General features: G+C 55.4%; 12 protein-coding genes. 6 read left to right on the top strand and 6 right to left on the bottom strand.

Annotated features, from left to right (window positions below; all coding sequences use genetic code 11):
• Position 1 precedes the first annotated feature (1 nt).
• The 4 genes from ACFQUU_RS19175 (at position 2) to cysM (ending at position 3912) form a co-directional block, all read left to right on the top strand.
• On the top strand, positions 2 to 1429 hold the full coding sequence (locus ACFQUU_RS19175; protein WP_382249720.1) for a UDP-glucose dehydrogenase family protein: 1428 nt from the start codon (positions 2 to 4) through the stop codon (positions 1427 to 1429).
• Positions 1426 to 2358 carry a D-glycero-beta-D-manno-heptose-7-phosphate kinase gene (rfaE1, locus tag ACFQUU_RS19180; protein WP_382249721.1) on the top strand — a complete coding sequence of 311 codons (933 nt, stop codon included), beginning with the start codon at positions 1426 to 1428 and terminating at the stop codon, positions 2356 to 2358. The genes ACFQUU_RS19175 and rfaE1 overlap by 4 nt, the downstream gene beginning before the upstream one ends.
• A 147-nt stretch (positions 2359 to 2505) precedes the next feature.
• Positions 2506 to 2868 carry a ComEA family DNA-binding protein gene (locus tag ACFQUU_RS19185; protein WP_382249722.1) on the top strand — a complete coding sequence of 121 codons (363 nt, stop codon included), beginning with the start codon at positions 2506 to 2508 and terminating at the stop codon, positions 2866 to 2868.
• A gap of 141 nt (positions 2869 to 3009) precedes the next feature.
• Complete coding sequence (gene cysM / locus ACFQUU_RS19190) at positions 3010 to 3912, top strand: cysteine synthase CysM (protein WP_382249723.1); 903 nt, start codon at positions 3010 to 3012, stop codon at positions 3910 to 3912.
• 29 nt (positions 3913 to 3941) lie between these two features.
• Here the strand turns inward: cysM and ACFQUU_RS19195 are convergent, their stop codons facing one another.
• The gene (locus ACFQUU_RS19195) at positions 3942 to 4274 is read right to left on the bottom strand and encodes a hypothetical protein (protein ID WP_057289654.1); all 333 of its coding nucleotides are present in this window, start codon (positions 4272 to 4274) and stop codon (positions 3942 to 3944) included.
• 461 nt (positions 4275 to 4735) lie between these two features.
• Positions 4736 to 5335, bottom strand: a complete 600-nt coding sequence (locus ACFQUU_RS19200; RefSeq protein WP_382249724.1) for a DUF1415 domain-containing protein — start codon at positions 5333 to 5335, stop codon at positions 4736 to 4738.
• A 146-nt stretch (positions 5336 to 5481) separates the two neighbouring features.
• Here ACFQUU_RS19200 and ACFQUU_RS19205 point away from each other — a divergent pair, with 146 nt between their 5' ends.
• Entirely contained in the window at positions 5482 to 6027 is a 546-nt protein-coding gene (locus ACFQUU_RS19205; RefSeq protein WP_382249725.1) for a YaeQ family protein, read from the top strand.
• Between the two features lie 50 nt (positions 6028 to 6077).
• Here the strand turns inward: ACFQUU_RS19205 and mltB are convergent, their stop codons facing one another.
• Genes mltB through ACFQUU_RS19225 form a run of 4 tightly spaced genes read right to left on the bottom strand, consistent with a single transcriptional unit; the run spans position 6078 to position 11186 of the window.
• Complete coding sequence (mltB, locus tag ACFQUU_RS19210) at positions 6078 to 7202, bottom strand: lytic murein transglycosylase B (RefSeq protein WP_382249726.1); 1125 nt, start codon at positions 7200 to 7202, stop codon at positions 6078 to 6080.
• On the bottom strand, positions 7193 to 9232 hold the full coding sequence (locus tag ACFQUU_RS19215; protein ID WP_382249727.1) for a DUF3488 and DUF4129 domain-containing transglutaminase family protein: 2040 nt from the start codon (positions 9230 to 9232) through the stop codon (positions 7193 to 7195). The genes mltB and ACFQUU_RS19215 overlap by 10 nt, the downstream gene beginning before the upstream one ends.
• A complete protein-coding gene (locus tag ACFQUU_RS19220) occupies positions 9229 to 10269 on the bottom strand; it encodes a DUF58 domain-containing protein (protein WP_382249728.1) in 1041 nt (346 codons plus the stop codon). Before ACFQUU_RS19220 ends, ACFQUU_RS19215 begins: the two co-directional genes overlap by 4 nt.
• Positions 10266 to 11186, bottom strand: coding sequence for an AAA family ATPase (locus tag ACFQUU_RS19225; protein ID WP_382249729.1), 921 nt, complete (start codon positions 11184 to 11186; stop codon positions 10266 to 10268). The genes ACFQUU_RS19220 and ACFQUU_RS19225 overlap by 4 nt, the downstream gene beginning before the upstream one ends.
• Before the next feature lie 235 nt (positions 11187 to 11421).
• Here ACFQUU_RS19225 and ACFQUU_RS19230 point away from each other — a divergent pair, with 235 nt between their 5' ends.
• A complete protein-coding gene (locus tag ACFQUU_RS19230) occupies positions 11422 to 12363 on the top strand; it encodes a histone deacetylase family protein (RefSeq protein ID WP_382249730.1) in 942 nt (313 codons plus the stop codon).
• Positions 12364 to 12386 lie beyond the last annotated feature (23 nt).

Raw genomic sequence — 12386 nt, forward strand, 5'->3', positions numbered from 1 at the left:
CATGAAAATTACCATCATTGGCACAGGTTACGTCGGTCTCGTTACCGGCGCCTGCCTTGCTGAAGTCGGCAATGAAGTCTTTTGTCTCGACCTTGACCAGCACAAAGTAGATCTCCTGAACCGCGGTATCATTCCCATCCACGAAGCGGGACTCGAGGAACTGGTAAAACGCAATTGTGCAGCGGGAAGGCTGCGGTTCTCTACCGACATCGCCGCCAGTGTTGCTCATGGCGACATTCAATTCATTGCGGTTGGTACTCCTCCAGATGAAGATGGATCGGCCGACCTGCAATACGTGCTGTCGGCCGCACGCAACATTGGTCGCTACATGACCGGCTTTAAAGTGGTGGTCAACAAGTCGACGGTCCCCGTTGGTACTGCAGACCGTGTGCGCGCCGTCCTTTTCGGTGAACTCGCGATGCGAGACACCAATGCCTCATTCTCCGTCGTTTCCAATCCGGAGTTTTTAAAGGAAGGTGCGGCTATTGAAGATTTCATGCGGCCGGATCGCATTGTTATCGGATGCGACGACTCGCCCAAGGGTGAGCGGGCAAGGGCGATGATGAAGCAGCTGTATACGCCATTCAACCGTAATCGTGAACGCACTTTCTGGATGGATGTACACTCCGCCGAATTTACTAAATACGCGGCCAACGCGATGCTGGCGACACGTATTTCTTTCATGAATGAACTCGCCAATCTCGCCGACAAGGTCGGCGTGGATATTGAAGCAGTCCGGCACGGTATCGGTGCGGACCCGCGTATCGGTTACAGTTTTTTGTATGCGGGTTGTGGTTACGGCGGCTCCTGTTTCCCGAAGGATGTGCTTGCGCTCGAACGTACAGCCAATGATTACGGACAGGATCTGTTGATTCTGAAAGCGGTCGAAGAAGTCAACGAACGACAGAAGCATGTCTTGGGTAATAAAGTCGTCAGTCGTTTTGGCGACGATCTACGACGGCATCATTTCGCCGTCTGGGGATTGGCGTTCAAACCCAACACCGATGATATGCGCGAGGCGCCGTCCCGCGTTCTCATCCGCGAACTGGTGAGGCGCGGTGCCACCGTCGCGGTGTATGATCCGGTAGCGATCAGGGAAGCGCGCCGAGTGCTCGAAGTCGATCTCAGTGAGGTGGCGGACGGTTACCGGCAAGTTCGGTTTTGTGAAAGTCAGGTGGAGGCGTTGACCGGCGCTGATGCGCTGATTATCGTGACTGAATGGAAAACTTTCCGCAGTCCCGACTTTGGGCAAATCAAGACCCTGCTTAAAAATCCGGTCGTGTTCGATGGCCGTAACTTATTCGAACCATGGACGATGGCTAATGCCGGCATCGAATATCATGGCATCGGCCGCTCGGCCAGAAACACTGATAACGCCACTACAACGCATAGTGGAACTAATGCGACTAATGCCACCAATGACTCATGAGTGATACTTCTCTATTCAACAAAATACCGCGTGTACTGGTTGTGGGCGACGTCATGCTGGACCGCTACTGGTTCGGCGACGTAAGCCGTATTTCGCCGGAAGCGCCTGTTCCTGTCGTGCGTGTCGAACGGCGTGAAGACCGCCTCGGCGGCGCGGCCAATGTGGCACGTAATGCAGTCGCACTCGGCGCGCATACCGGGTTGCTCGGTGTGGTCGGACAGGACGAGGCTGGCGATGCCGTCCAGCAGATGCTGGAGAATCTGGAGATCAATGGTTATTTGAACCGTGACACGTCGATTTCCACCATCATCAAGCTCCGCGTGATTGGCCGACAGCAGCAGTTGCTTCGCATTGACTTTGAAAATTCGCCGACCGAGACGGTCTTGCGCGACAAACTCACCCGCTTTAACACCTTGTTGCCGGAGTATGACGTCATCGTCCTGTCCGATTATGCAAAAGGAAGCCTCGTCAATGTTGCCGACATGATTGCTGCAGGGCGACGGCTCGGTAAATGCATCCTGGTCGATCCAAAGGGGGACGATTTCGGCCGGTACAAAGGCGCCTCCATCCTGACGCCCAACAAATCGGAAATGCGACAGGTCGTCGGTGCGTGGAAAAATGAAGAAGACTTGACCACCAAGGCGCAGCAGTTGCGCCAGTCGCTCGAGCTGGAAGCGTTGCTGCTGACGCGCTCGGAAGAAGGTATGACGCTATTTACCGCTGAAACGACGCTACACATCCCCACCGTTGCACGTGAGGTGTACGACGTGTCCGGTGCAGGCGACACAGTGATCGCCACACTGGCCACCATGCTCGGTGCAGGAAAGCCGCTGTCGGAAGCGGTGGCCATCGCCAACAGGGCGGGTGGCATTGTCGTTGGCAAGCTGGGCACGGCAACAGTAACCAAAGAAGAGTTGTTTGGCATCTGAAGAAATCCAGAGGGGTATAAGTAAAAATTAATGAAAAGTTAATCTTTCATCAACTATTTCGTTGTATGATCGCTAACTTTCCGGGCATCAAAGCCCGGTTTTCATTGCTACGTTGTTGTAGCGTTTTACTTATCGTCTGGAGAAAAAATGTTTAAAAGATTATTGCTTGGAGTTGCACTATTGGTCGGCTTCGCAAGCGCCTTTGCGCAGGTGGAAATCAACAAAGCTGATCAAGCCACGCTAGAGGGCATTCGTGGTGTCGGCCCAAAACTCTCGAAGGCCATCCTCGACGAGCGCAAGAAGGCAGGCGAATTCAAGGATTGGAGCGACCTTGAGTCGCGGGTCAAGGGAGTCGGCGACAAGAGCGCGGTGCGCTTGTCCAATGCAGGACTGACGGTGAATGGCCAAGCGCGCCCGGGTGCTGCAGCTGCGAAGGCCGACAAGCCAAGCAAGGGCGGCAAGGAAATGAAGAACGACGTGCCGAATAAGGAAGAAGTCAAGAAGCAGTAAGCAGCCATAGGCAGAGCATATCAAAAACCCTGGAAGCGACGGCTTTCGGGGTTTTTATTGAGACCCATGGGGAAACTGTCTCGTACGTCAAATGGCGTCTCCGATTAGAATGATATTTTTATTGAAGCATTCAAATTTGCCATGCCCTACCTGACCATTGAAGACACGATTGGCAACACGCCGCTTGTGCAGTTAAAACGACTTCCCGGCGAAGGTGCAGCCCGTCGCAACAATGTCATCCTAGGCAAGCTGGAGGGCAACAATCCGGCTGGCTCGGTCAAGGATCGTCCCGCGATTTCCATGATCAAGCATGCCGAAGCGCGCGGTGACATCAAGCCTGGCGACACACTGATTGAAGCGACCAGCGGCAATACCGGTATCGCGCTGGCCATGGCGGCTTCCATGCGTGGCTACAAAATGGTGTTGTTGATGCCTGAAAACCTGAGTGAAGAACGTCGCCAGAGCATGGCTGCCTACGGTGCCAAGATCGTACTGACGCCAAAGACCGGCGGTATGGAGTATGCACGGGACCTCGCCGAGCAGATGCAGAAGGAAGGCAAGGGCATCATTCTCGACCAGTTCGCCAATCCAGACAATCCACTTGCGCATTATGAGGGCACAGGTCCCGAGATTTGGCGTGACACCGAAGGTCGCGTCACACACTTTGTCAGCGCCATGGGCACTACTGGCACAATCATGGGCGTATCCCGTTTTCTGAAAGAGAAAAATCCTGAGGTGCGCATCATCGGAGCGCAGCCGGAAGAGGGCTCACAGATTCCTGGAATCCGCAAATGGCCGGAAGCGTACATGCCGAAGATTTTCGACAAGGCCGCTGTGGATCAGGTGGAAAGTGTAAGCCAGGCGGCCGCGGAACAGATGGCACGCCGGATGGCTATAGAGGAAGGGATATTTTGCGGCATCTCTGCCGCTGGTGCCTGCGAGGTCGCATTACGTATTTCGCAAACCGTCGAAAACGCGACGATCGTCTTTATTGTCTGCGACCGCGGTGACCGCTACCTGTCGACCGGCGTTTTCCCCGCCTGAGCGGAAAAGGCCAGGGTCGACCTGGCTTTTTATTCTGCGTCGCCGCCTGCTGGCGCGTCCTTCGGTTTGAACTGCTTGTCGCTGATACGGAATTTATCGCGACGGTCGCCCATCAGGATACGCAGATCCTTGATGCTCAGGTCGCTCACTTCATGCATGCGGATCAACAACGATGCGCCGACCGGAAGGCGGCGGTGACGAATCTTGCTGATCACAGGCGGCGCTACTTCGAGGGCGCGCGACAGTGCAGCGTCATTTTTTAAATTCAGCTTTTCGATCAGCGCATCCAACAAATTGTTGGGGTCATACGCTACCTGATCCGCCAGTCGTGTACCGCGCTTACCGTTCTCGTTATCGTCCATAATCTTGCCTAACTAAGTAGTCAAATCAATAATTCCCATATCGCAAGTTTATTGTACACAATAAAACATTTCATGTTTAGACATGTTTCAGTTCTGAAACATATTTCTTATCCAAACCGCAATATCGGATCGGGGAAACCCAAGCTTGAAAGATACTAATTGCCTTCACGCAATATAGTAACAAAATTCCAAAACGGCAATCTTGTTTTTTGCTTAATTGAAAATTTTTTATATATTGTGCTTCTACTTCGCATCTATCTTCGATCAAGTGTTTTCAATCGGTATTGCACTAATTCAACTGCATTCTATCGAAGCGACTTTGTGTCACTTTGATACTGCGCAATTCCGCCTTGGCATACCGACCCTTTGCACATAAGGTCATTGCCATATTTCACAATAGACAGGATTATAAGATGCTTATATGTAAATGTGTCTACTACGGTAGACAGTTTGCCGAATTTCTATTTTGGTAAGTTTTTTCCAATACCTAATGCCAGCCAGCCGTCATGTCCCAAGCGTTGCATCGTTTCGATATTTCGTTCAAAAATATCGCTCGCGTCGGGGAATGCTTTTACAGCACGGTCGATGCTTTCTTCTCGCAACAAATGGAGAATTGGATAAGGAGAACGGTTGGTGAAGTTGTCGATCGAATCGAGTTTCGCATCGGCAAACTGGTAGTCAGGATGAAAACTCGCGATCTGAATGTGTCCGACCAGTCCTAACTCTTCCAGAGCGGAGTCCGCGACATGCAGAAAGTCGTTGTAATCCATAAAGTCCCTGAGTATCCAAGGATGCACCAGCATCGTCGTGTCGACCTGTTCAGGTGACGTGTCGCGCAAATGCTCAAGTTCAGAGATGAGATCGTTTAACAACTGTTCCCGGTCGGTTGCATCGCTCACCGCATAGCGAATCTGTTTCTTTACGTGTACCGACTTGGCAAATGGACACAGGTTGAGGCCGATGACTGCTTTTTCCAGCCAATCCCGTGTCGCGGCGACCACTTCCTCTGTTGAGGGCGCTTTGGCGGAATGCATATCGTCGTTGGGAATCAGGATCGTCATGGTGGCTGCAAAATGAATATAACGGGAGTAAAGGATCAGGCGAAGTGTGAAGAAAGGCATTATCGCGTATCCGCATGGCGCAGGCAGGCGCTTTACTGTACATTTGCCCCTCCACAACCTAGGACAGCGCACTGCAGCGTAACAACATGGCCCTAAAAGCAACCATCTTCAAAGCCGATCTTCAGATCTCGGACATGGACCGCAATTATTACGGTACGCATGCGTTGACGATCGCCCGTCACCCATCCGAAACCGATGAGCGCATGATGGTGCGTATCCTCGCGTTTGCCTTGCATGCGCATGAACTGCTCGCATTCGGCAAGGGCTTGAGCACGGATGAAGAGCCAGACTTGTGGCAAAAGGACCTGACCGGCGCCATTGACCTGTGGCTCGAAGTCGGACAGCCAGATGAGAAACGGTTGCTGAAGGCATGCGGGCGCGCAGGAGAAGTTATTGTCTATAGCTATAGCAATGCCGCCAATGTGTGGTGGAACCAGTGCGCCGCCAAGCTCGAACGTGCAAGGAATCTGCGTGTGTACCGAGTGCCGACAGAGGCAAGCCTCGCCCTATCGGCGCTGGCACAACGTTCCATGCAGCTGCAGTGCACAGTGCAGGACGGACAAATCTGGTTCAGCGGTGGCGACGAGACTGTGCATATCGAACTATCCGCTTTCAAGAACGGGCAGGGCTGACCGGCTTTGCACAATGAAGTTTTTACATTGTGCAAGCTACACGAGCCAGCTTACCGTGTACGTGACGAGCGCACCGCGCGACCCAAGTCAATGACCGACATGGCGTAAAAGAAGCTGCGGTTGTATTGTGTAATGGCAAAGAAGTTATTCGCTCCCAGCCAGTATTCCGTAGGTTCGCCACCATTTTGCAAATCGACCAGACCAAACTGCAGATCCGCGGGCGGCTCGACGTTCGGTGTCACCCCGACAGCCTTCAATTCGTCCAACCTGAACTTGGCTTCCAGCCCCTGGTTAATAAACATGTCCCAGCTGCGACCACTGTCCGACATCGCAATGGTGGCGGGGAAAACCGTAGGTTCGCCGCGTTTCCAGCCATGTTCAACCAGGAAATTGGCGACGCTGCCGATTGCATCAACGGGGGAATTACGCAGGTCGACCCGGCCGTCTTCATCGAAGTCGACGGCAAATTTCCGGATACTTCCTGGCATGAACTGTGGCCAGCCGATGGCACCTGCATAGGATCCATACAGTGAGAAGGGGTCGATATTCGTTTCGCGGGCGAAGAGCAGCGTGTTTTCTAATTCACGACGGAAAAATGCCATGCGCGCCTCGCGTGTCGGCGTTGGCGGGTAATCGAATGCCAGCGTGGTCAGCGCATCAAGCACGCGGAAGTTGCCCGTGTTGCGTCCATAGACCGTCTCCACACCAATAATGCCGACAATGATTTCGGCAGGCACACCGTAACGTTCCTCGGCCCGTGCCAACGCATCCGCGTGTTTATCCCAGAATGCCAGGCCAGCGTTGATGCGAACCGGTTCGACGAAGCGTGCACGATAAGCCTTCCAGTTCTTCGGGCGGCCAGCAGGCGCAGGTTTGATCAGCTGAATGGTGGTGTCGACATAGCGAACTTTCTTGAACGCGGATTCGAGTTCACCGCGATCAAAGTTGTGCTCCGACGCCATTTTGTCGATGAATTCGGCAACATCTTTCCATTGGGTAAAGTTGGCGAATTCGCCGATGTCATCCGGATTCGCCGCTATTACTTTGCGAACAGCCGGCTTGCTGTTTTTTTTCTCTTCCTGCTTGGCAAAACTGGTATTTGAAAAGGCAAGACCGAAGAGAAGGGAGGCCACGGCTGCGGAGCAGGTGGCGGGCTTGTAAAAATTTATCGACATTCAGCTAACAGGGATTTTAGTGTGGAGAGATGGCTCGACCGCGAATTGCTTACGGGAGCACCATACCTCACAGTTTCATAGAGTTCGAGAAAGCGCGCAAGGGCTAGCTTAGTTTCCGGGCGTAATGGCGACGCATCCGACGTCAACCTTGTAGCATAGGCACGCGGTCCTTCATGAAGTTCACGTTGCAAGCCGTGACGGGCCATGCGCTGACAAAATTGTTGATACAGTGCGTCGAGCGGATCACGTTTCTTTTGCTGCAACAGCAGCGGTAAAACGACAACAGCGACGGCGGCAACCACGCAAGCCAGCATCACGCTGACCATGGTTTGCCAGTCAACATTTGGAAAGCCGATCGACTCGAAGAATTTCTTTTGCTTTTGTGGTGTGTAATTCAATACCCACTGGTTCCAGGCATTGGAGACCGCTTCCAGGTTCTGGCGTAGGGATAACCATCGCTGAACGAAGCCATTGCCGGAAGCATCAAGCGAGAAGAGGCCGCCCAGCACGCGGCGGGGAATGACGCTGCCAAGGTTTTTTTCGACGCGGTCAGGCGCCACCGCTGCGGTCGGATCCACACGTACCCAGCCGCGCTGGTCCAGCCAGACTTCGGCCCAGGCATGGGCATCCGATTGCCGAACGGTCATGAAGCCGTCTGCCGGATTGATTTCTCCGCCCTGATAACCCGTCACTACACGGGCGGGAATGCTGAGCGCACGCATCAGTACAACAAATGCCCCCGAATAGTGTTCGCAAAAACCCGCACGTGTATCGAACAGGAATTCGTCGATCACATGACGCCCAAGCGGCGGCGGCTCCAACGTATAACGGAAATTCTGCTCACGAAAATTCTTCAGCACCGCATCGACCAGTTCGGTATTGCTGCGGGCATTCCGGCTGAGCTGACCCGCATATTCGAGCGTGCGTGGATTGAATCCCGGCGGCAGGTCCAGCCATTGCTGCAGATAGCCCGGCCTTTCATTGGCTTGCAGACGATAGTCGACATGCGACACGGCATCGTAGCGCAGCCGGTCGGTAATGGGTTGGGACGCGGACAATTGCAGCTCTTGCGAGAAACCGGCGGAATTGTCCGCAATTTGCGGCAATTCTCGCGGTACATCCAGCGCAAACAGCCAGCGCCGGCCATGCGGTTCCAGCGTGACCTGGTAACGCAATGGTTCGCCGCGGAAGTCGACTTGCACACTGCGGCGCTGCCGGTGCGGCTGCAACGGAGTCCAGGTTCGGCCATCGAAATTGCTCAGTACGATGCCGCGCCAATAACGCTGTGATTTTTCAGGAACCGCGCCTTCAAATTTGGCACGAAAGGCAATTTCTTCCGAGTTGGCCAACTTGGAGATATTCCCGGGCGACATGGAGTCCGACAGCCCGGTGCGGCCACTGCCTTGCGCATCGCCCGGCATACCCCAGAGTGGGCCTTCGATCCGTGGAAACAGCAGGAACAGGACCAACGTTACCGGCGCCGCCAACCCCAGGATGGTGGCGCCGGCACGCAGTCGTTTGCGCAGCGGCGGTACCACGCCGGTGTATTGAAAGGAGATTTGCGTCGTGAGCAGGGCAACGACGGCAACGACAGTGGTCAGTGCCGTGCCGATCGATTGCGAATAAAAGAAACTCGACAGGATCAGGAAGAAGCTCAGGAACAGTACGACAAACAAATCGCGCCTGGCATGCATTTCCAGCAGCTTCAGCGTCAGCAGCAGGGTGAGCATCGCAACCCCGGCATCGCGTCCGAAGAAAGTCTTGTGCGTCCAGTACACCCCGGCCATGGCCAGCGCGACGACTGGTAACAGCAGCCAGCGTGGCGGCATGCGGTTGCCACGGAAGGTCAGCCAGCCGCGCCATACCAGTAACAAACCGCAGCTGGCGACGATCCACATCGGCAGATGACTGGCATGCGGCAGCAGCACCAGCGCGCATGCGCCGAGCAGCAATAAAGTGTCGGCTTTCTCGCGCGTCATGGGCCGCGATTTCAGGCCTGTCAGCGAGTGAAAAAATCGCGTCAGGCTCATGCGCTTTTCCCGTACAAAGCAAGGGCGGTCAGGCAGGTTTCACGGTGGGCTGGCCCGAGCGCCGCGTCCAGTTTTACATTGCCGAGATGGAATGCATAAGCGATGCCGCGTGCTTCCGCTTCCATGACCCAGCGCGTCATGCGTGACAATTTTTGCTCGGTATCGAGCGTTGGTGGCAACACTGCGAAATCGATAGCGATCTCAGCCGCTGCACCGCCTTCGAAGTGTTTGGTCACCAGTGTGCCGCCGTGCTCGACGTCGACACGCGCGATCTGGCGCCAGGCGAGGCGCTTGAGGGAATCGCCAGCCTGGTAACCGCGGATGCCGGCAAAATCATCCTGCCCCGCCGTACCTTGGCCATCGTCCTGTTCGGCTTCAGCCGAGGGCAACGCCGGCGCGTCATCCTCTGGACGGGGATAGACCAGTACCCGGGCGTCCGGCTGCCAGTAGCTCCATGCGCGCAGCAGCCCGAGCGGAAAGCGCGTCTGCAGGCGTACGCGTGGCGCCTGCAACCATCCACGTTGCTGCGCCGGCGTTAGCAGCAGAATGCGCTGGGTGGTATTGCCGGCAACGTCGGCAGCTTGCGCAAGATCGGGCCTGTCGTCGGCCACGAAATCGAGCCAGATCGCATAGCGATCGTACTTGCGGCGGTTGACCAGATGCAGTTCGAATTGCGCCTCCTCGCCGGCAAAAACCGGGTTTGCGCGGCCAGCGACCAGATGCAGGTGGGCGAGGTTGCGAAACGTCAGGTGCATGTCGATCAGTGCGCAGCCTCCCAGCAGGAAGGTAAAGCCGAAACCGAGGCTGAGGTTATAGTTGATCGATCCAATGAACAGCGCCATCAGCATCACGCAAAACAGGATGCCGGGATGTGTGGGTACGATGAACACCCGGCGCTGGTGCAGGAAAACTTCACCCGGTTCGGCACCGCGATGCCGATACAGCCACTTGCTAAGCCGGCTACGAATGCTGTGCTCGAAGCGGGCATACAGCGACAGCCGCCGTTTGATCGTCTGTTTGTTCGCCTGATCGTTCACACCGGTACGGATTTCATCAGTTGCAGTACAAGGTCGCGGCTGCCGAGAGCTGAACTGCCGGCTGACTTGAGCGGACGCAGGCGGTGCGCGGCAACCGGCACCAGCACAGCCTGTACGTCTTCGGGAATCGCATGGTTGCGACCTTCCATGGCGGCCCAGGCGCGTGCCGCCTGCAGCAGCGCAATCGATGCACGTGGACTCAAGCCTTCTGCAAACAGGCCGCTCTGGCGCGATGCCTGCGCGAGCGCCTGGATATAGTCGACCAGCGCCGCCGAGACATGCACTTCGCGCAATGCGGCCTGCGCAGCGATCAGTTCCTCGGGATGCATCGCGGTGGGCAAGGTTTTCAGCATGGCACGGCGATCGTCGCCCATCAGCAGCGCACGCTCGGCGGCGGCGTCGGGATAACCAAGCGACAGGCACATCAGAAAGCGGTCCAGTTGCGACTCGGGCAACTGGAAAGTGCCAATCTGATGACCGGGATTCTGGGTCGCAATGACAAAATAAGGGCGCGGCAGGTCACGGGTGATGCCGTCTGCGGTAACTTGCCGTTCTTCCATTGCTTCCAGCAAGGCGGATTGGGTCTTGGGTGTGGCCCGGTTGATTTCGTCGGCCAGCAGCACTTGCGTAAACACCGGGCCGGGGTGAAATACAAAGCCATTCTTTTCGCGATTGAAAATCGAAATACCCACTACATCGGCCGGCAACAGGTCGCTCGTGAACTGCAGGCGGTTAAATTTCAGTCCCAGGGAAATGGACAGCGCATGGGCCAGCGTGGTCTTGCCGACACCGGGTACATCTTCGATCAACAGATGTCCGCCAGCGAGCAGGCAAACAAGCGACTGGCGGATTTGCTGGTCCTTGCCGACTACGACCTGGCTGACCTGTCTGGCGACGGCGTGAAGTTTTGCAAACATGGGCTTCCAAGTGTTGAGGTATGCTGAAGCTAGGTTAAAACGGTGTTTTGCTGCTCTGTACACCTTGCTGACATGGATTGCATGCCTGACTATCAGGTTTGTCAACAAAGGGACTGTTACAAGCCTTTTTCTTGGTTACACTAGCAATAATGGTTTGTGTCGATCCAGCATATTGATATCGACAAACCAGCTCAAGATTCTATTCGAGAACTGCTGCAACCGTTACCCTGCCGACATGACGACTGCGATTTATTCCCATCCCGACTGTAAACGCCACGAAATGGGGGACTGGCATCCCGAATCGCCCGCGCGACTGCAGGCCATTGAAGACCAACTTATTGCCAGCCGTATTGATGGACTGCTTGAGTACCGGGAGGCGCCAGCGGTCGATGTCGAGGAAATCCGACGGGTACATACCGATGGGGCGATCCAGCGTGTAAAGGAAAACGTCAGTGCGCTGGCGGCGTCGGGATCGGATTACTACCCGCTGGATGCCGATACCATGCTCAACCTCCACAGCTGGGATGCGGCGTTGCGTGCGGCAGGAGCTGCCGTTGCTGCAACCGATGCCGTCATTGATGGCGAAATCGAAAACGCTTTCTGCTCGGTCCGCCCGCCGGGCCACCATGCGCGTCCGAGCGAATCGATGGGTTTTTGCCTGTTCGGCAATGTCGCCATCGCGGCCAAGCACGCGCTTGATGTGCGTGGCCTTCAGCGCGTCGCCATTGTTGACTTCGACGTCCATCACGGAAACGGGACGGAGGAAGCCTTTCTCAATGATCCACGGGTCATGATGGTCAGCTTCTTCCAGCATCCGTTCTATCCCTACAGTGCGGTCGTGGATTCGGTCCCCCATATGGTCAATCTGCCGGTGCCCGCTTACACCAAAGGCGATGAAGTGCGCCGCCTGGTGCTGGAACGCTGGCTGCCTGCGCTGAATGCACACAAGCCTGAAATGATTTTCATCTCCGCGGGTTTCGATGCCCACCGGGAAGACGACCTCGGCCAGATGGGTCTGGTTGAGGCCGATTACGCATGGATTACACAACAAATCATGCAAGTCGCACGTGAACACGCGAAAGGTCGCATCGTCAGCTGCCTGGAAGGCGGCTACAACTTGTCCGCGCTGGCGCGCAGTGTCGTTGCGCACGTCAAGGTACTGGCTTCAATCGATTGAAGCCGTTTGTGTTGACCGCCTGA

This window comes from Herbaspirillum sp. GCM10030257 (assembly GCF_042666555.1).
Lineage (GTDB): Bacteria > Pseudomonadota > Gammaproteobacteria > Burkholderiales > Burkholderiaceae_D > Noviherbaspirillum.

What these genes read in the sequence shown, in the direction of transcription:
- ACFQUU_RS19175 (WP_382249720.1), top strand. Translation starts at nt 2, where the DNA reads ATGAAAATTACCATCATTGGCACAGGTTACGTCGGTCTCGTTACCGGC.
- ACFQUU_RS19195 (WP_057289654.1), bottom strand. Translation starts at nt 4,274, where the DNA reads ATGGACGATAACGAGAACGGTAAGCGCGGTACACGACTGGCGGATCAG.
- ACFQUU_RS19185 (WP_382249722.1), top strand. Translation starts at nt 2,506, where the DNA reads ATGTTTAAAAGATTATTGCTTGGAGTTGCACTATTGGTCGGCTTCGCA.
- rfaE1 (WP_382249721.1), top strand. Translation starts at nt 1,426, where the DNA reads ATGAGTGATACTTCTCTATTCAACAAAATACCGCGTGTACTGGTTGTG.
- cysM (WP_382249723.1), top strand. Translation starts at nt 3,010, where the DNA reads ATGCCCTACCTGACCATTGAAGACACGATTGGCAACACGCCGCTTGTG.
- ACFQUU_RS19200 (WP_382249724.1), bottom strand. Translation starts at nt 5,335, where the DNA reads ATGACGATCCTGATTCCCAACGACGATATGCATTCCGCCAAAGCGCCC.
- ACFQUU_RS19230 (WP_382249730.1), top strand. Translation starts at nt 11,422, where the DNA reads ATGACGACTGCGATTTATTCCCATCCCGACTGTAAACGCCACGAAATG.
- ACFQUU_RS19215 (WP_382249727.1), bottom strand. Translation starts at nt 9,232, where the DNA reads ATGAGCCTGACGCGATTTTTTCACTCGCTGACAGGCCTGAAATCGCGG.
- ACFQUU_RS19225 (WP_382249729.1), bottom strand. Translation starts at nt 11,186, where the DNA reads ATGTTTGCAAAACTTCACGCCGTCGCCAGACAGGTCAGCCAGGTCGTA.
- ACFQUU_RS19205 (WP_382249725.1), top strand. Translation starts at nt 5,482, where the DNA reads ATGGCCCTAAAAGCAACCATCTTCAAAGCCGATCTTCAGATCTCGGAC.
- mltB (WP_382249726.1), bottom strand. Translation starts at nt 7,202, where the DNA reads ATGTCGATAAATTTTTACAAGCCCGCCACCTGCTCCGCAGCCGTGGCC.